The sequence below is a fragment of the Actinomadura rifamycini DSM 43936 genome (genome assembly GCF_000425065.1).
GTDB lineage: Bacteria > Actinomycetota > Actinomycetes > Streptosporangiales > Streptosporangiaceae > Spirillospora > Spirillospora rifamycini.
The window spans coordinates 186,560-204,461 of sequence record NZ_AULB01000014.1 but is presented as its reverse complement, the minus strand read 5'-3'; the positions used below and the strand labels follow the sequence as shown (position 1 = coordinate 204,461).

The 17,902-nt window shown below is 75.1% G+C and carries 17 protein-coding genes and 1 rRNA gene; 9 read left to right on the top strand and 9 right to left on the bottom strand.

Annotated features, from left to right (window positions below):
- Window positions 1–217 precede the first annotated feature (217 nt).
- Window positions 218–334: ribosomal RNA gene (gene rrf, locus H505_RS0115120) — 5S ribosomal RNA — on the top strand.
- Between the two features lie 53 nt (window positions 335–387).
- On the opposite strand, the gene H505_RS0115115 is transcribed toward rrf, so the two are convergent.
- Both H505_RS0115115 and H505_RS0115110 read right to left on the bottom strand, forming a co-directional pair.
- Window positions 388–1,164, bottom strand: coding sequence for an alpha/beta fold hydrolase (locus tag H505_RS0115115; protein ID WP_026402677.1), 777 nt, complete (start codon window positions 1,162–1,164; stop codon window positions 388–390).
- Between the two features lie 101 nt (window positions 1,165–1,265).
- Complete coding sequence (locus H505_RS0115110) at window positions 1,266–2,024, bottom strand: DeoR/GlpR family DNA-binding transcription regulator (RefSeq protein ID WP_026402676.1); 759 nt, start codon at window positions 2,022–2,024, stop codon at window positions 1,266–1,268.
- A gap of 38 nt (window positions 2,025–2,062) precedes the next feature.
- Between H505_RS0115110 and H505_RS0115105 the strand changes: the two genes are divergently transcribed.
- The gene (locus H505_RS0115105; protein WP_026402675.1) at window positions 2,063–2,674 is read left to right on the top strand and encodes an HAD family hydrolase; all 612 of its coding nucleotides are present in this window, start codon (window positions 2,063–2,065) and stop codon (window positions 2,672–2,674) included.
- A gap of 28 nt (window positions 2,675–2,702) precedes the next feature.
- Here the strand turns inward: H505_RS0115105 and H505_RS0115100 are convergent, their stop codons facing one another.
- Window positions 2,703–3,404, bottom strand: a complete 702-nt coding sequence (locus tag H505_RS0115100) for an SDR family oxidoreductase (RefSeq protein ID WP_026402674.1) — start codon at window positions 3,402–3,404, stop codon at window positions 2,703–2,705.
- Between the two features lie 113 nt (window positions 3,405–3,517).
- On the opposite strand from H505_RS0115100, the gene H505_RS0115095 reads away from it, so the two are divergent.
- On the top strand, window positions 3,518–3,883 hold the full coding sequence (locus H505_RS0115095) for a MerR family transcriptional regulator (RefSeq protein ID WP_026402673.1): 366 nt from the start codon (window positions 3,518–3,520) through the stop codon (window positions 3,881–3,883).
- 24 nt (window positions 3,884–3,907) lie between these two features.
- Here the strand turns inward: H505_RS0115095 and H505_RS0115090 are convergent, their stop codons facing one another.
- From H505_RS0115090 to H505_RS41955, 5 genes are all read right to left on the bottom strand, one after another.
- Window positions 3,908–5,560, bottom strand: a complete 1,653-nt coding sequence (locus H505_RS0115090) for a DNA repair helicase XPB (protein WP_026402672.1) — start codon at window positions 5,558–5,560, stop codon at window positions 3,908–3,910.
- Window positions 5,561–5,815: 255 nt separating this feature from the next.
- Window positions 5,816–6,262, bottom strand: a complete 447-nt coding sequence (locus tag H505_RS41960) for a DUF4190 domain-containing protein (RefSeq protein ID WP_051300701.1) — start codon at window positions 6,260–6,262, stop codon at window positions 5,816–5,818.
- A gap of 175 nt (window positions 6,263–6,437) precedes the next feature.
- The gene (locus tag H505_RS0115080; RefSeq protein WP_026402671.1) at window positions 6,438–8,795 is read right to left on the bottom strand and encodes a helicase-associated domain-containing protein; all 2,358 of its coding nucleotides are present in this window, start codon (window positions 8,793–8,795) and stop codon (window positions 6,438–6,440) included.
- Window positions 8,796–8,958: 163 nt separating this feature from the next.
- Entirely contained in the window at window positions 8,959–9,576 is a 618-nt protein-coding gene (locus H505_RS0115075) for a TetR/AcrR family transcriptional regulator (RefSeq protein ID WP_026402670.1), read from the bottom strand.
- Between the two features lie 114 nt (window positions 9,577–9,690).
- The gene (locus H505_RS41955; protein ID WP_034517964.1) at window positions 9,691–10,035 is read right to left on the bottom strand and encodes a hypothetical protein; all 345 of its coding nucleotides are present in this window, start codon (window positions 10,033–10,035) and stop codon (window positions 9,691–9,693) included.
- 278 nt (window positions 10,036–10,313) lie between these two features.
- Here H505_RS41955 and H505_RS0115065 point away from each other — a divergent pair, with 278 nt between their 5' ends.
- From H505_RS0115065 to H505_RS41945, 4 genes are all read left to right on the top strand, one after another.
- A complete protein-coding gene (locus tag H505_RS0115065; RefSeq protein WP_245592526.1) occupies window positions 10,314–10,994 on the top strand; it encodes an HAD family hydrolase in 681 nt (226 codons plus the stop codon).
- Window positions 10,995–11,160: 166 nt separating this feature from the next.
- Window positions 11,161–11,556 (top strand): cold-shock protein, encoded by a 396-nt coding sequence (locus H505_RS52380; protein ID WP_026402668.1) that lies wholly within the window; start codon window positions 11,161–11,163, stop codon window positions 11,554–11,556.
- Between the two features lie 68 nt (window positions 11,557–11,624).
- On the top strand, window positions 11,625–12,500 hold the full coding sequence (locus H505_RS41950; protein ID WP_084550265.1) for a DUF3027 domain-containing protein: 876 nt from the start codon (window positions 11,625–11,627) through the stop codon (window positions 12,498–12,500).
- 4 nt (window positions 12,501–12,504) lie between these two features.
- Window positions 12,505–15,588 (top strand): sacsin N-terminal ATP-binding-like domain-containing protein, encoded by a 3,084-nt coding sequence (locus H505_RS41945; RefSeq protein WP_425248251.1) that lies wholly within the window; start codon window positions 12,505–12,507, stop codon window positions 15,586–15,588.
- Window positions 15,589–15,600: 12 nt separating this feature from the next.
- On the opposite strand, the gene H505_RS0115045 is transcribed toward H505_RS41945, so the two are convergent.
- A complete protein-coding gene (locus H505_RS0115045) occupies window positions 15,601–15,867 on the bottom strand; it encodes a DUF2530 domain-containing protein (RefSeq protein ID WP_026402667.1) in 267 nt (88 codons plus the stop codon).
- 83 nt (window positions 15,868–15,950) lie between these two features.
- Between H505_RS0115045 and H505_RS0115040 the strand changes: the two genes are divergently transcribed.
- Both H505_RS0115040 and H505_RS41940 read left to right on the top strand, forming a co-directional pair.
- Window positions 15,951–16,421 (top strand): MarR family winged helix-turn-helix transcriptional regulator, encoded by a 471-nt coding sequence (locus tag H505_RS0115040; RefSeq protein WP_051300700.1) that lies wholly within the window; start codon window positions 15,951–15,953, stop codon window positions 16,419–16,421.
- 166 nt (window positions 16,422–16,587) lie between these two features.
- The gene (locus H505_RS41940; protein WP_084550264.1) at window positions 16,588–17,862 is read left to right on the top strand and encodes an MFS transporter; all 1,275 of its coding nucleotides are present in this window, start codon (window positions 16,588–16,590) and stop codon (window positions 17,860–17,862) included.
- Window positions 17,863–17,902 lie beyond the last annotated feature (40 nt).

Genomic DNA, 17,902 nt, shown 5'->3' with positions numbered 1-17,902 from the left:
GGGATGGAAGCGCGGTAACGTGTGGAGTCGACCGGTACTAATAGGCCGAGTGGCTTGAACACACTGAACGTTCAAAGCATCTCGCTGTGTGTTTGTTCGCGTCCCTGTGTGGTTCCTGGAAAACAAACGGGAACCCGTTTTGATAAGTGAATTTTCGAGCTGTCTGCTCGGACGTTGATTTGCCTGCCCTGGTTGTTTCGGGGTGGTGCGTGAGGCGTTCGGTGGTTATGGCGAGAGGGAAACACCCGGTCCCATTCCGAACCCGGTAGTTAAGCCTTTCAGCGCCGATGGTACTGCATGGGAGACTGTGTGGGAGAGTAGGACGCCGCCGGACATTTTTTGTGGGAAGGCCCCGCCGTTTACGGCGGGGCCTTTCTCATTTCCGGGCTATGGCTTGAGGAACGTGGTGACGGGGTCCGCGAGGACGGCGGCGGGGGCGTCGTGGCCCACGCCCTCCAGGATCTGGACGCGGGCGTCGGGCATGGCGTCGGCGAGGCGGACGGCCGTGTCGCGGAAGAACGGGGCACTGGCCGTGCCGGCGAGGACGAGCGCGGGCACGGTGACGGAGCAGACCGTGTCGCGCGGGATCACCCCGTCCTCGCCCATGACCGCATAGTCGTACGGCATGGTCGGGGCGATCGCCTGCATGCCCGGGTCGGCGCTGATACCGGCGGCCATCTCTTCCGGCATGCCGGTCGCCGCCATGAACAGCTTGATCGCGTCGGCGCGGCGGTCGTCCGCGATGGCGGTGCGGACGCCTTCGGCGAGGGCGCGTGCGCGGGTGCGGCTCTCCTCGTCGTCTCCGCCGTACGGGGGCTCGTGCAGGGTGAGCCGTCCGATCGGCAGTCCGGCGGCGGCCGCCAGCAGGGCGAGGGCGGCGCCGGACGACACGCCGTGGACGAACGCGGAGCCGCCCGCGGCGGCGATGAGGGCCGCGATGTCCTCGACCTCGCGTTCGGGGGCGTAGGGGGCGGTGTCGCCGCTCTCGCCGCGGCCGCGGCGGTCGTAGTTGACGACGGTGAAGTGCGCGGCGAGGGCCTCGGCCAGGTCGCCGGTGGTGCGGCGGTCGCAGAACATGCCGCCGACGAGGACGAGCGGCGGGCCGTCGCCGAGGCGGTCGTAGGCGATGCGGGTGCCGTCCGCGGAAGTCACGTGATCGGTCATGACCCCATGAGACCGGGCGGGCGGCGCGGAATCATCGGAACCGGGAAGGGACGGCCGCTATCGGCCGAAGACGCGCACGGAATGCGACGCGCAGGTTCGTGTCACACCAGGTGGACGTCGACGCCGGCGTCGCGGAGGCGCGCGACGGCCGGGGCGGGGGCCGTCCGGTCGGTGACGACCGCGTCGAGTTCGGTGACGGGGCATACCAGGCCGAGGCCGGTGCGGCCGAACTTGGCGGCGTCGCAGACGGCGACGGTGCGGCGCGCGGCGGCGATCGCGGCGCGCTTGACCGGGACCTCGTCGAGGTCGTGGGCGGTGAGGCCGTCCTCGGCGGAGAGGCCGCAGACGCCGAGGACGGCGGTGTCGACGCGCAGGGACGCCAGGGATGCCTCGGTGAGCGGCCCCGTGAACGCGAGGGCGCCGGGCGTGGTGCGTCCCCCGGGGACGAGGAGGCGGACGTCCGGGGCGCCGGCGAGGGCGTTCGCGGAGTGCATGTCGAGGGGGACGACGGTGAGGCGGCGGCCCGCGAGGGTGCGGGCGACGGTGAGGGCGGTCGTGCCGCCGTCGAGGATGACGGCCTCCCCGTCGGTGAGGAGTTCGTCCACCTTCGCGGCGATGCGCCGCTTGGTGTCGACGGCCTCGTGCTCGCGGACGGCGAACGGCATGGCCTCGCCGCGCAGCAGCAGGCTGACGGCGCCGCCCCGGACGCGGCGCAGGACGCCCTGGTCGGCGAGCTGGTCGAGGTCGCGCCGGATCGTCATCTCGGACGCGCCCGTCGCGGCGGCGAGGTCCGCCACGGTGACGCGCTCGTTCGTCCGCAGGCGATCGATGAGTGCGAGGACTCGTTCTGAACTCTCCACGTGTTCAATCAAACAGGTTGTGTGTTAGAAACGTCAACATGACGTGGATCGTGTTCGATTACGCGGGTGTCATCAGTCTGGCGCCGCCCCGGGACGCGGGGGCGCTGCTGCCGCAGACCGTCGGCGTCGAGCCGGCGCGGTTCTGGCCGGTGTACTGGGCGCGGCGGGAGCCGTACGACCTGGCGGAGGTGACGGCGGCCGAGTTCTGGGACGACGTCTGCGGCCGCCTCGGGGTGCGGCCGGACCCCGACCTGGTCGAGGTGCTGGTGACGCTGGACGTCCGGACGTGGGGCCACGTGAACCGGGGGACGGTCGGGCTGCTGGAGGAGCTCGCGGCGGGCGGGACGCCGCTGGCGCTGCTGTCGAACGCGCCGGTGGAGCTCGCCCGCATGGTCGACTCCCGTCCGTGGGCGGGACTGTTCCGGCACCGGCTGTTCAGCGCCGACCTGCGGCTGGTCAAGCCCGACCCGGAGATCTTCCGGACGCTGCTGGCGCGCCTGGAGGCCGGGCCGGACGACGTCGTGTTCGTCGACGACCGCGCGGAGAACGTGCGGGCGGCCGAGGCGGCCGGGATCCGGGGCGTCCTGTTCGAGCGTGCCGAGGACGTCCGGACGGAGGTGCTCGCGGCCGTCGGGGGCCGCCGCGGCTGACGCGGCGGCCGTCCGGGCGGCCGTCCCGTCAGGAGGCGGCGGGGAGCCGGGGGTAGAGGCGGCTCGGGTCCTCGGCGAGGGCGGCCTTGATGTGCGCGCTCGTGTCGTCGACGAGCACCTCCAGGCGGTCCTGCTCGATGCCGTCGAGCCCGGCGCGGGCGACGTCGGCCGGGTCGAGCAGGTCGCCGTCGTAGCCGGCCATCATGTCGGTGGCGGCGCCGCCGAGGTGCATGCCGGTGACGAGGGTGCCCTGGGCGGCGAGTTCGAGGCGGACCCCGTTGGTCAGGCTCCACTCGGCGGCCTTCGCGGCGCTGTAGGCGTTGGCGCCGTCGTGGGCGAGCCACGACAGCGCCGACAGGACGTTCAGGATCGCGCCGCCCGCCAGGTGCGGCGCGAAGGCGCGGATCACGCCGAGCGTCCCGTAGAAGTGCGTGTCCATCTCGCGGCGGATGTCGTCCAGGTCGCCGGTGACGAGGTTCGTGTACGTGGCGATGCCGGCGTTGTTGATCAGCAGGGTGACGTCCGGGGCGGCCTCGGCGGCGGCGCGGACGGACGCGGGGTCGGTGATGTCGAGCCGCAGCGGCTCGGCGCCCGGCACGTCGATGAGCTCGGGGCGCCGGGCCGTCGCGTAGACCTTCGCGGCGCCGCGCCGGAGCAGCTGCTCGGCGAAGTGCCGTCCGATGCCGCGGTTGGCGCCGGTGACGAGGGCGGTGGATCCGGCGATCTTCATGGGTGTTCCTCGGTGTCGACGGGGCGCGGGGTGCGCCCGTTCGCCGCTACGCTAAAACTTGACGTTGACGTTAAGGGCAAGTGTTTGTGGCCGGAGTCACGCCGGAGGCGACGATGCGCATCGGGGAACTGGCGGAACGGGCGGGCGTGAGCACGCGCGCCCTGCGGTACTACGAGGAGCAGGGACTGCTGGAGCCGGCGCGCAGCGCGGGCGGGCAGCGGACGTATCCGGACACGGCGGTCGACCGGGTGCGGCTGATCCGGCAGCTCTACGCGGCGGGCCTGCCGAGCAGGTCGATCGTCCCGCTCGTGCCCTGCATGGTGTCGGGCCGGGCGACGCCCGAGCTGCTCGGCCGGCTCGCGGCGGAGCGGGACCGCATCGACGGGCAGATCCGCGAGCTCACCGCCGCCCGCGAGCGGCTCAACGAGGTGATCGTGCAGGCGGCCGAGAGCGTGCACACTCCCTGCAAGTCGGTGTGACGCCGTCCCGTCCTGTCCGGGGGGTCAGATCTCGCCGCCGGACAGGACGGTGTCGGCGTCCACGATCCGGTACGCGTAGCCCTGCTCGGCGAGGAAGCGCTGCCGGTGGGCGGCGTAGTCCTGGTCGAGGGTGTCGCGGGCGACGACGGCGTAGAAGCGGGCGCCCTGCCCGTTCGCCTTCGGGCGCAGCAGGCGGCCGAGGCGCTGGGCCTCCTCCTGCCGCGAGCCGTACGCGCCCGACACCTGGACGGCGACGGACGCCTCGGGCAGGTCGATCGAGAAGTTCGCGACCTTCGAGACGACCAGGACGTTCAGCTCGCCGGAGCGGAACGCGTCGAAGAGCCGCTCGCGCTCGCGCACGCGGGTCTCGCCCTTGATGACCGGGGCGTCGAGGAGCGCGCCGAGTTCGTCGAGCTGGTCGATGTACTGGCCGATGACGAGGGTCTGCTCGCCGGCGTGCCGGTCGACGAGGGCCTTGACGAGCTTGGTCTTGGTGTCGGTGGTGGCGCAGAAGCGGTACCGCTCCTCCGGCTCGGCGGTCGCGTAGGCGAGGCGCTCGGAGTCGGTGAGGGTGACGCGGACCTCGACGCAGTCGGCGGGCGCGATCCAGCCCTGCGTCTCCATGTCCTTCCACGGCGCGTCGTACCGTTTCGGGCCGATGAGGGAGAAGACGTCCCCCTCGCGGCCGTCCTCGCGGACGAGCGTGGCGGTGAGGCCGATGCGGCGGCGGGCCTGGAGGTCGGCGGTCATCCGGAAGATCGGCGCGGGCAGCAGGTGGACCTCGTCGTAGACGATGAGGCCCCAGTCGCGGGCGTCGAACAGTTCGAGGTGCGCGTAGGCGCCCTTCCGGCGGGTGGTCATGATCTGGTAGGTGGCGATCGTGACCGGCCGGATCTCCTTCTTCGTGCCGGTGTACTCGCCGATCTCGTCCTCGGTGAGGGACGTCCGGCGGATCAGCTCCTGCTTCCACTGGTGCGCCGACACGGTGTTGGTGACCAGGATCAGCGTGGTCGCCTTGGTGTGGGCCATGGCGGTGGCGCCGACGATCGTCTTCCCGGCGCCGCACGGCAGGACGACGACGCCCGAGCCGCCGTGCCAGAACGCCTCGGCGGCGTCCCGCTGGTAGGAGCGCAGGGCCCAGCCGTCCTCGGCGAGCTCGATGGGGTGCGCCTCGCCGTCGACGTAGCCGGCGAGGTCCTCGGCGGGCCAGCCGAGCTTCAGCAGGGCCTGCTTGAGGGCGCCGCGCTCGCTCGGGTGGACGATCACCGCGTCGTCGCCGACGCGGTCGCCGAGCATCCCCTTGATCTTCTTCGCCCGCAGCACCTCTTCGAGGACGGACCGGTCGGACGACGACAGGACGAGCCCGTGGTCCGGGTGCTTCTCGAGGCGGAGGCGTCCGTACCGGGCCATCGTGTCGGCGACGTCGACGAGCAGCGCGTGCGGCACCGGGTAGCGGGAGAACCTCAGCAGGGTGTCGACGACCTGCTCGGCGTCGTGCCCGGCGGCGCGGGCGTTCCACAGGGCGAGGGGCGTCACCCGGTAGGTGTGGACGTGCTCGGGCGCCCGTTCGAGCTCGGCGAACGGCGCGATCTCCTTGCGGCAGGCGTCGGCCCGGTCGTGGTCGACTTCGAGCAGGAGGGTCTTGTCGGACTGGACGATGAGCGGACCGTCGGACACAGGTAAGCAGCCCCCGTCGGGAATCGTGGCTCGGATGGCGGGTGTCCCGCCGATGCACGGTACCCGAGGCGCGGCGGACCCGTAGGGACAACGAACGGGGCCCGGCCGTGTCTTCCCGGTCAGCCGCCGGCGGCGGCGAGGACGGACGCGAGGAGGCCGGGGAAGCGCAGGTCCACGGTCGTCCCGCCCGAACGGCAGGGCGTCCCTCGCCCTGCGCTCCCCGGCGCGGACGTCACCGCCGGTGCGGGTGCCGGATCAGATGCCGTCGTCGTAGTAGTACGGGTCGGAGTCGGAGCCGACGTCGGCGGCGATGAGGAGGGCGATCACGACGACGGCGATCACCATCGACACGCCGAAGATCACCCAGCTCCAGATCGTGAGGCTGCGCGCCGACTCCGGCTGCCGCTCGATCCGCTGGATCGCCAGCGCGCCGGTGATGATGCCGGGGATCGCGAGGACGTTGCAGCACGACAAGACCGCCAGGCTGTTGCAGACGAGCGCGATGATCGCGCTCGTCATGCTCGCGGGCCGGTGCGGGACGCCGGGCGGCCCGTACCCCGGGGGCTGCCCGTGGCCGGGGCCCGGCCCGTAGGCGGGCCCGTAGCCGTAGGACTGCCCGTACGCGCCGTTCGGGTCCCAGCCCTGGGATGAGCCGTGGGGCGAGTCCCAGCCCGACGGCGGAGTACCTCCGTATCCGCTCACGCGGCCCTCCCTGTGCGACTCCCCGGCCCGCCGCGGCCGGGTGAACCAACCTACCGGCAATAAGGGACATACGGTTGGATGCCGGGTCCCCCTCCCGGGTTCCGACCTGGCCGCATCCGGCTCCCGGCCGTCGGGGGCGGCGCGTCCCGGGGCGGCCGCCGAAAGGGACGGGGGGTCAGGGGGTGTCGAGGTCGGAGACGCCGGTGATGCGGTGGAGGGCGAAGCGGTGGACGGCGGCGCGGGTGGCGTCGTAGCCGGTGAGGAAGCCGCCTTCGACGCGGACGGGTTCGACGATGCGGCTGGACGCCTGGCCCTGCTGGTCGAGGTAGCCGATCCAGACGCGGCCGCCGCGCTCGACGGCGGCGCGGAGCCGTTCGACGGTCGCCATGGCGGGGGAGCGGGGCGGGTCGCCGCCGGGGGCGTCGGCGGCGCGGTCGGGGCCGTGGCGGGACGCCTCGTCGCCGGCCCGCAGGGCCCGGACGGCCGCCGCGACCATCGACGCGTCGGCGTGCGGGTCCTGCCGCACGCGGACGATCTCCGCGCTGGGCGGCGGGTCGGCGCGCTGCGCGTCCGGGCGGGTGACGATGACGCCGCCGCCGGGCGACTCGGCCACCGGGGCGAGGCCCATCGCGCGGAGGCCGTCCAGCAGTTCGGCGCGGTGCAGGCCGGACGCGAGGACGGTCGGGGCGAGCCGGTGCAGGCGCAGGGGTTCGGCGCGGCGGTCGGCGAGGATCTCGTCGAGGGTCGCGGGGGAGTCGGCGCGGACGTAGGAGGTGAGGGAGCCGACGCGGAGCTGCCCGTGGCGGCGGGCGACGTCCTCGATCAGGTACGTGAGCGGCTGGGGGAGCGGGGTCGCGGAGTGCCGGTCCAGGAGGGCGGTGAGGTCGGCGGCGGTGCGGCCCGCGTCGAGGGCGCGGCGGACGGACGCGGGCGTGAAGCGGTAGACGGTCGCGCCGCCGGTGGACTCGACGTCGGCGGTGAGCGCCAGCTCGCGGGCCAGTTCGGTGACGAGGGGGCCGGGCGCGATCGCGGTGAGGTCGGCCTGGATGAGGATCTCGTCGACGGGTTCGGGGAGGTGCTTGTCGAGCTCCGGTTCGGGGTCGTCGCCGGCGAGCAGCGCGCGGGCGAACGGGGCGAGCTCCCCGAAGCCGGTCAGGCCGAGGGCGGCGGCCTCGCGCAGCGTCCAGTCGAGCAGCCGGTCGCGGAGGGGGCCGCCGCGGCGGGGCCGCAGCCACGCGAGGCGGGCGCGCAGGGCGTCCGCGGACGGGACGGCGCCGCGTTCGGCCTCGCCGAGGACCTGCAGGACGGCGCGGCGGGTCGCGGGCGCGGAGCCGCGCACCATCGCCTCGCTGAGCGCGTTGATCAGCCGGTCGCGGTCGTCGCGTTCCCCGGCGAGGCCGGCGACGCGGTCGGAGCGCAGCCAGCCGCGGGCGAGTTCGGTCCAGCGGCCGGCGGTGTCGCGCATCAGCCACAGGTCGTAGGCGGGGGTGGGCAGCCATTCGCCGTCGAGGTCGCCGCTGCGGGTGAGCAGGCCGGTGGCGAGCGCGGACTCGATCAGCAGCGCGGCGTGCCACTCGGGGACGTCCAGCAGGGTCGCGGCGGCGCGCAGGTCGCGGACGGCGAGGCCGCCGCTGCGCAGCACGGCGGGCGGCTCCAGGCCCCAGTGCTCGAGGAGCTCCTCGACGAGTCGGACGGCGGTCGCGGCCTCCCCGGCGGCGGCCCGGACGACCGTCTCGGCGGAGTGCGGCGCCGCGGCGGGCGCGCCGAGCGGGGGCGGGTCGGCGGAGACGTCCCGGAACAGCCGGCCGTCGCGCAGGTGCAGCGCGATTTCGCGGGGGAGGGTGACCGTCCGGTCGTCCTCGGCGGCGAGGAGGCCGCGGGCCAGCAGCCGCTCGACGGGGGTGGCGGCGGTGTCGACGCGGACGGGGCGGCGGGCGTCGGCGACGCGGCCGACGGGCGGCCCCCAGGCGAGCTGCTCCAGGGCGGCGCGGGCCTCGGGCCCGGCGTCGTCGATCAGCGGGCCGGGCGCGGCGAGCAGGTCGGCGAGGCGGGCGAGGAGCCGGTCGGCGTCGGGGAAGCCGCGGGGCGCCGTCCCGTCCAGGTCGGCGACCAGGACGGTGAGGCGCTCGGGGGAGTAGCCCGCGAACACCTCGCGGACGGGCGGGCCGAGGCCCGCCGGGTGCGGGAGCGCCTGCCGGACGCCGGGGGCCGCGTTCGGCGTCCGGCCGCCCCAGGCGAGGCCGTGGCGGCGCAGGACGGCGAGGGCGTCGTCGACGCGGGCGCGGGGGGCGCCGAGGGCGGCGGCGAGCGCGCGGGGGGCCGGGTCCGGCAGGACGAGGACGGCCTCCAGGACGGCGAGCGCGAACCGGTCGAGCCGGTCGAGGCCGCGGGAGACCGCGGCGGGGGTGGTGGCGCGGGCGGCGAGGGCGGTCAGGTCGGCGGGGACGGGCGCGAGCAGTTCGGGACGCGCGGACAGCAGCGCACGCAGCTCGTCGTCGCTCCGTGCGCGGAGCCAGTCCGCATACGTCTCCATGCAGCGCCACTCCTGCCGGTCCGGGCGTGCCGGACCCGCCGATTCTCTGCCCGTCGTCGCGTGCCGCCGTCGTGACGGCTCCCTTCAGGGTAGGAGCACCCGAAGTGTGCGGTGGCGGCGGCGCGCCCCCGACCCGCCGGACGGTCCGGTTCGTCCGGGCGGGTCAGGTCGCGGGCGAGGACTCCCGGGTGGCCAGGCCCATGCCGAGGCGGGCCCAGCTCTCCACGAAGCGCCGCTCGTCGATGCGGGTCGGCGGCTCGTACATGGACTCGTTCGCCAGCCAGTAGTTCACGACGGCGCCGCCGAGGATGGAGGCGATCGCGGGCCAGTCCTCGTCGGCGCCCGCGTACTCGGGCTGCTCGGACAGCCAGGTCGCGATGCCGTCGTAGAGCGGGTTGACGATGCCTTCGCGCATCTCCGCGACGAGGTTGGGGAACTGGTCGAGGTCGCGGAACAGCACGCGGATCAGGTCCTGCTCCTCGCGCATCTTGGCGAGGCCGGCCTGGCAGGTCATCCGGAGCCGCACCTCGAGCGGCCGGCCCTTGAAGGAGTCGGACTCGGCGAGGACGTCGCTGATCTGCTTGCGGGTCCGTTCGATGTGCTCGCGGATGGCGGAGGAGAGGACCTCCTCCTTGGACCGGAAGTGCCGGTAGAGACCGCCCGCGCCCGGGGACAGCCCGGCCGCGGCCTCGATCTCGGCGACGGACGTCGCGGCGTAGCCCCGGTCGGCGAACAGTCGGAGCGACTCGGCCACGATCCGCTCGCGAGTACTTGGCGTCATGGTGATGGTTTCCTCCGCAAGAACAGTAAGGCATCTCCGACTCGGTGACCGCTGCTCAGGCCCGGCGAGCCCCGTTTCGTGACCGTTCTCGCAGGAGGCGGCGGCGCCCGCCGGTCAGGCGAGGCGCCGGACGAGCGCGGCGGCGAGCCGGCCGGCGGCCAGGTACACGGCGGCGGCGAGGCCGTGGTTGACCGCGACGGCGACCTTCGGGTCGTCCGGTCGGAAGACGTCCTCGAACTGCCAGGCGAGCCGGTCGGCGGCGCCGGCGAACCACTCGACGATGCCGTTGGCGGTGTTGGCCTCGAACACGGTGAACAGGATGTGGACCGCGAGGATCGCCACGACGGCGGTGGTGGCGATCGAGACGGCGGTGGCGGCGGCGCCGGCGGCCCGCGCAGGTGCGCGGGGCGCGCGGCGGCGTCCCGTCCGGGTGGTGGGGTCGGTGGTGCCGTTCGTCATGGCGCCCTCCTTCGCCGGGCTGATCGTTTTTTGGTCGGGGGTGGTCCGATCGGGTGCTGTGTTTTCCCTGGTGGGGCGGTTGGTGGCCGGGGTGCCGGGTATTCCTGCAGCACGGGCGGAGTCCCGGTGACCGGACAGGCCAGTTCCGGCCACGCGGAACGGTTCCCGCGCGAAGAGTTCCCGCGCTCTCCCACTCGGATCCCGTCGCATCGCCACTACCGGGAGGGCGCGGGTACTCGCGTCTCGGGCGTCCTTAGAGGACCTTTACCCTGTGGGGCGTGCTGCACCGCGATTCACCGGAAATGTCGCCGGAAACGTCCGCCCATTCCCTGCCGGGCGCGCCGACCCGTTCCGGGCCGGTCGTCGGATTCGACCTCGACCTGACGCTCGCCGACACCCGCGCCGGGATCTCCGCGGTGTACGCGGCGCTCGCCGCCGAGAGCGGCGTCTCCATCGACCTCGACGTCGTCGTGGGACGGCTCGGGCCGCCGCTGGAGGTGGAGCTCGCGTACTGGTTCCCGGCGGCCGAGGTGCCCGCGATGGCGGCCCGGTACCGGGCGATCTACCCCGAGGTGGCGGTGCCGGCGACGGCCGTGATGCCGGGTGCGGCGGCGGCGGTCGACGCGGTGCGGGCGCTGGGCGGGCGGGTCGTCGTGGTGTCCGGGAAGAACCAGGCCGACACCGAGCGGACGGTCCGGTTCCTCGGGCTGCCGGTGGACGCGGTGGTGGGCGGCCTGTTCGGCGCGGACAAGGGCGCGGCGCTGCGCGAGCACGGCGCGGGCGCCTACATCGGGGACCACACCGGCGACGTGGACGCGGCGCGGGCCGCCGCGGCGGTGTCCGTCGGCGTCGCGACCGGCCCGTTCGACGCCGCCGCCCTGACCGCCTACGGCGCGGACGTCGTCCTGCCGGACCTGCTCGCGTTCCCGGACTGGCTCGGTCGTTTCGCGACCCGCTGACGGGGCATTTCCCGCGCGCCGAAAATGGGGTGCCGGGCGAACGTGTTCGGGGTACTTTGCGATCATCGGTCCCGGTGTGCCGTCCACGCCCCCGGCGTGTTCACCGGCTCGCGGTGAGGCACTAATCTTGGGACCGATTCCAGACGATTACTAGACGAGGTCTCCCGTGCCGACTGGCAAGGTCAAGTGGTACGACTCCGACAAGGGGTTCGGTTTCCTCACCCGCGACGACGGGGGTGAGGTCTTCGTGCACTCCTCCGCTCTTCCGGGCGGGGTGACGACGCTCAAGCCCGGGCAGCGCATCGAGTTCGGCGTGGTCGAGGGCCGGCGCGGGCAGCAGGCGATGCAGGTGCGGCTCCTGGAGACCCTGCCGTCGGTCGAGAAGGCCATCGCCAAGCAGCGGCGCAAGAAGCCGGACGAGATGGTGCTGATCACCGAGGACCTCATCAAGCTGCTCGACGGCATCTCCACCACGTACCGGCGCGGCAAGCACCCCTCCCCGGCCGAGGCCAAGAAGATCGCCACCGTGCTCCGCGCGGTCGCCGACGACCTCAGCCCCTGAGGGCCCCGGGGACGGGCGGGCGCCCGCGGCGGGCGCGTTCACTTGGATCCATGGGCGAGAATTGAGGCGTGAGCCCAACGCGTCAGTCCAGCCCAGCTCCCGAGAACGCCAAGACCCCGCCGGAGAACGGGGCGACCCGCCGCTCCACCGGGGCCCGCCGCCCCCGGACGCCCGCCGTCGACCGCGCCTGCGCCGAGGCCGTCGACCTCGCCCGCGCGGCGGCGGAGGAGACGGCCTCACCGGGACGGGTCGGCGAGCATCTCGGCCTCCGCGCCGAGGCCGACCGGGTGGTCACGCACGCGTTCGAGTGCCTCGACCCCGCCTACCGGGGCTGGCGCTGGTCGGTCACCGTGGTGCGGGCGTCCCGCGCCAGGACGGTGACCGTGAACGAGTGCGTCCTCCTGCCCGGGGACGACGCCCTCCTCGCGCCCGACTGGGTGCCGTGGCTCGAACGGCTCCGCCCCGGCGACCTCGGCCCCGGCGACCTGCTGCCCACCGCGCCCGACGACGTCCGCCTCACCCCGGCGTTCGCGCAGACCGCCGAGGGCGACCGCGAGGCGCAGTGGGAGCCGGGCCTCGGCCGCGTCCGCGTGCTGTCCCGCGAGGGCCGCGACGAGGCCGCCGCGCGCTGGTACGACGGCGTCCACGGCCCCCGCGCCCCCATCGCCGCGTCCGCCCCCGCCCAGTGCTCCACCTGCGGGTTCTACCTGCCGCTCGCGGGGGAGATGCGCCAGGTATTCGGCGTGTGCGCCAACGAGTACGCCCCCGACGACGGCCGCGTCGTGTCCGCCGACCACGGCTGCGGGGCGCACTCCGAGGCCGTCACGCTCCCCGCGGCGTCCGAGCACGGCCCCCCGGTGATCGACGAGCTCGGCTACGACCTCGTCCCGGGTCCGGGGGACGATTCGGCGCCCCTGGACGACGAGGCGCTCGGCCACAGCTGATCCGGTGACCCGCCCCACGACCCCGGACGCGACGGCCCCGGACGCGACGACCCCGGACGCGACGGCCCCCGACGCGGCGGACGACCCGTTCGGCGCCCGCGCCCTCCGCGAGCGGGTGCTGCGCGCCTGGGAGGAGTCGCCCGCCCGGTTCCGCGAGGACGCCAACACCGAGGACGACCACGCCCTCGGCGGCTACCGCGACCGGGTGGTCGTCGAGCTGGCGCAGAACGCCGCCGACGCCGCGGCCCGCGCCGGCGTGCCCGGCCGCCTCAGGCTGGCGCTGGACGGCGCCGTCCTCACGGCCGCGAACACCGGCGCGCCCCTCGACGCCCCCGGCGTCGAGGCGCTCTCGACGCTCCGGGCGTCCGCGAAACGGGACGACACGGGCGCCGTGGGCCGCTTCGGCGTCGGCTTCGCCGCCGTCGTCGCCGTCACCGACGCCCCCGCGATCGCGTCCCGCACCGGCGCCGTCGCCTGGTCCCGCGACCGCGCCCGCGGGCTCGCCGCGGCGCTGCCCGGCGTCGCCGCCGAGGTCGAGCGCCGCGGCGGCCGGGTGCCGCTGCTCCGGCTGCCGTTCGCCGTGCCGCCCGCGGACGCCCCGCCGGTCCCGGACGGCTTCGACACCGCCGTCCGGCTGCCGCTGCGCGACGACGGCGCGGTCGCGTCCGTCCGGGCGCAGCTCGCCGAGGTCGCGGCGCCGCTGCTGCTGGCGCTCCCGGCCCTGGAGTCGGTCGAGATCGTCGTCGACGGCACCGAGCGCGCCCTCACCGCCCGGCGCCCCGAGGGCCCCGGCGAGCGGGACGCCGACGGCCCGGACCCGCTCGGCGGGGCGGACGTGCGGAGCGTGGTGATCGACGGGGTCGAGTGGGCGACCGTCGAGGCGCACGGGGCGGTGCCGGGCGAGCTGCTGGCCGACCGTCCCGTGGAGGAGCGGGACCGGCCGTTCTGGCTGGTGCGGTGGGCGCTGCCCGAGGGCGGCGACGTCCCGCGGGCGCTGCACGCGCCGACGCCGACGGACGAGCCGCTCGACCTGCCCGCGCTGCTGATCGCGTCGTTCCCGCTCGCGCCGGACCGGCGGCACGTCGCCCCGGGCCCGCTGACCGACTTCCTCGTGGCGCGGGCCGCCGACGCGTACGTGCGGCTGATGGGGGCGCGCGCGGCGTCCCCCGGGGTGCTCGGGCTGGTGCCGGGGCCGGTGGCGGCGGGGGAGCTGGACGCGCGGCTGCGGCGCGCGGTCGCCGACCGGCTGCCGGAGGCGCCCGTGCTGCCGGGCGGGGCCCGCGGCCGGGACGCGCTGGCGCTGGACGCCCCCGCCGGGTTCGTCGAGCTGCTCGGCGGGCACGGGGACGGGCCGGCGGTGTTCGGCGGGCTGCTGCCGCCGGACTGGCCCGCGCGGAGCCCGGCGCTCGCGGCGCTCGGGGTGCGGCGGGTCGAGCTGGCCGACGTGGTGGACGAGCTGGCCGCGGTCGAGCGGGAACCGGCCTGGTGGCGGGACGTGTACGCGGCCCTGGAGGGGGCCGACGCGGAGGGGCTCGGCGCGCTGCCGGTGCCGCTCGCGGACGACCGGCTGGTGCGGGGCCCGCGCGGGCTGCTGATCGCGGACGGCGTCGACCCGGCGGGGCTCGGGGTGCTGGGGCTGCGGTTCGTCCATCCGGACGCGGTGCATCCGCTGCTGCGGCGGCTCGGCGCGGTCGAGGCCGGGCCCCGCGCGGTGCTGGGCGATCCGGCGGTGCGGGCGGCGGTCGAGGAGTCGTTCGACGCCGACGCCCCGGAGGCGGTCGCGGAGGCGGTGCTCGGGCTCGTCGCGGCGGGGCCGGTCGACCCGGGGGACGAGCCGTGGCTCGCGGAGCTGGCGCTGCCGGGCGACGACGGCGAGCCGTACCCGGCGGGCGAGCTGCTGCTGCCCGGGAGCCCGCTGCGGGGGCTGATGGCGGACGACGCCCCGTTCGGGGTGGTCGACGGCGCGCTGCTCGACCGGTGGGGCGCGGAGGTGCTCGCGGCGGCGGGGGTGCTCGACGGGTTCGCCCTGGCCCGCGGCGAGGACGTCGACCTGACCGCGCTGGCCGACGGCGCCGAGACCCTGGAGCTGGACGACGAGGACCGCTGGGCCGACGACGTCCTGCGCCGCATCGGCCCGCAGGACCTGCCGCCCGCCGTGCCGGAGCTGACCGCCGTCCGCGACCTCGAACTGGTCGACGACTGGGGCGCCGCGCTGCGGCTGCTCGCCGGGCCGCCGTGGCGCGCCGCGATCGTCGAACCGGCGCACGTCGTCCTGCACACGGGGCGGCGCGCGGCCGTCCCGTCCTACACGGCGTGGTGGCTGGGGCGGCGGCCGGTGCTGGACGGGCGCCGGCCGCGCGAGTTCCGGCTGCCCGGGGACGCGTCGCTGGCGGGGCTGTACGACGTGGCGCCGGACGGGCCGGACGAGCCGCTGCTGACGGCGCTCGGCGTCCGGACGTCGCTCGACGACCTGCTCGACGAGCCCGGCGGCGCCCGCGAGCTGCTGGAGCGGCTCGCCGACCCGGCCCGGCACGTCGCCCGCGACCGGCTCGGCGCCCTGTGGACGGCGCTCGCGGACGCGCCCGCCCCGGACGTCGAACCGCCGGAGCGGGTGCGGGCCGTCGTCGACGGCGCGGTGGAGGTGGTGGACGCGGGCGACGCGCTCGTCCTGGACCGTCCGGATCTGCTGCCGCTGCTGGCGGGGCAGCCGCTGGTCATCGCGGCGCGCGGCCGGGAGGAGCGGCTCGCCGAACTCCTCGACCTGCCCCTGGCGAGCGACGAGGTGGCCGGCGCGGTGGAGGGCGGCGATGTCGGGGCCGGGGAGGAGCGTCCCGTTCCCGAGGCGGTCCGGGCGGTGCTGCCCGGTGCGCCCGATGTCTACCGTGCGCATGACCGTCTGACCGTGGACGGCACGGACGTGCAGTGGTGGGTAGGGGACGGTCAGGTGCATGCGGACGGCCCCGAGGGGCTGGCGCGCGCGCTGGCGTGGGTCACCGGGGAGTGGGAGGCGCGGCTGCACGCCGAGGCCGTCCTGCGCGATCCCGGGGCGCTGCCCGTCCTGCTGGCCGAAAGCGACCTGGACGACTAGCGGGACGGACGGCTAGGAGTGTTCGTGCTCGCGGCGGGCGGCGGCGCGTTCGGCCTCCTGCCGGGCGCGCCCGGCCTGGAGGCGCGGGACGTACCAGGTGGCGAACAGGCCGATGCCGATGCCGGTGACGCACACCCAGATCCACCAGCGGTCCTCGTCGGGGAGGTCGAGGAGCAGCAGGACGGCGAGGGCGACCGCCCACGCGGCCGTGCCGACGGCGGCGATGCGGACGTCGTTGGTCTCCATCGGCGGCGGGTCGGGGCGGCGCTGGCGCGTCATGCCTCCAGGGTACGGTGCCCGCACCGGCCGGACGCCGGGCGCCTCCGGGCCGGGGCATGGCAGCATGGGCGGACAGGAGACCGATGAGCATGTCCACAGAACACAGCGGCGCCGGGCGGCCGCCGGGGCTGGCCGAGGAGCTGCGCATCTCGATCGCGCGGCTGTCGCGGCGGCTGCGCACGCTGCGCCCCGAGGCGTCCGAGGGCGGGGCGGGCAGCCCGCTGCCGCTCACCCAGTTCGCGGCGCTCGCGGCGATCGAGCGGCACGGTTCGATGACGCCCCGCGAGCTGGCCGACCACGAGAAGGTGCAGCCGCCGTCGATGACCCGCGTGATCGGGCATCTGGAGGACCAGGGGCTGGTGCTGCGCAGCCCGCATCCGACGGACGGGCGGCAGGTCGTGCTGCAGGCGACCGAGCGGGGCTGCGCGCTGCTGGCGGCCGAGCGGCGCCGCAAGGAGGCGTGGCTGTCGCGGCGGCTGGGCGAGCTGACCGAGGACGAGCGCGAGATCCTGCGGCGGGCCGCGCCCGTGATCGACAAGCTCAGCCGTTCCTGACCCCCGGGGCCCGGGAGCCCCGGGCCGGGGGCCGCCCGTTCTGATCGTTTTGCGCCCACTTGCCGGAATGCGCACGCCTCGATTATCATTAGCAATGGTAATGAGTTCTGGTGATGAGGGACCCGGCGAACCTCCCGGCGGCGACGGCGGCGAGCGGAGCGGCGGCATGTTCCGGTCGCTGCGCAACCGCAACTACCGGCTGTTCGCGACCGGGCAGGTCGTGTCCAACACCGGCACCTGGATGCAGCGCATCGCCCAGGACTGGCTCGTCCTCGAACTGACCCGCAGCAGCGGCACCGCCCTCGGCATCACCACCGGCCTCCAGTTCCTGCCGCTGCTGCTGTTCGGCCTGTGGGGCGGCGTGATCGCCGACCGCTACCCCAAGCGCCGCGTCCTGATGATCACGCAGGTGGCGATGGGCGCGCTCGCGCTCGTCCTCGGCCTGCTGGCGATCACCGGGACGGCGCAGGTGTGGCACGTGTACGTGCTCGCGTTCGGGCTCGGCATGGCCACGGTCGTCGACAACCCCACCCGGCAGGCGTTCGCCGTCGAGATGGTCGGCCGCCGCGACCTGCCCAACGCCATCGCGCTGAACAGCGCGATCTTCAACGGCGCGCGGCTGGTCGGCCCCGCCGTCGCCGGCGTGCTCATCGCGCTGATCGGCACCGGCCCGGTGTTCCTCGTGAACGCCGCGTCCTACGGCGCCGTCCTGCTCGGCCTCCAGGCGATGCGGGCGGACGACCTGCACCCCGCGGAGCCCGTGAAGCGCGCGAAGGGCCAGCTCATGGAGGGCCTCCGGTACGTGCGGGGCCGCCGCGACCTGATGATCATCCTGCTGCTGGTGGGGTTCGTCGCGACCTTCGGGATGAACCTGCAGACGACGATCGCGCTCGTCGCCCGCGAGGTCTTCCGCACCGGCGCGTCCTCGTTCGGGCTCGCGACGAGCATGATGGCGCTCGGAGCCGTCACCGGGGCGCTGCTGGCCGCGCGCAGGGCGACCCGGCCCCGGCTGCGGGTGCTGCTGGGCGCGGCGCTGCTGTTCGGCGTCCTGGAGATCATCACCGGCGTGATGCCGACCTACTGGTCGTTCCTGCTGATGCTGGTGCCGACCGGCATCGCGCTCATGACGTTCACGACGTCCGCGAACGCGACGATGCAGCTCAGCGTCGCCCCCGAGATGCGCGGCCGCGTCATGGGCCTGTACATGCTGGTGTTCCTCGGGACGAACCCGATCGGGGCGCCGTTCATCGGCTGGGTCGCCGAGACGTTCGGGCCCCGCACCAGCATCGTCCTCGGCGGGATCGTGTGCGCGGCGGCGCCGCTCGCCGTCGCCGCGCTCGCCCGGCGCCCGGCGGGCGGATCGGGCGCGGCACCGGACGGCCCGCCGGACGGGCCCGGCGACCGCCCCCGGGACCGGTCACGAGGCGCCGTGACCGCGTGACAACGGGTGCCGTCTGCTGGAAAGCTGGACGGGTGGCTCT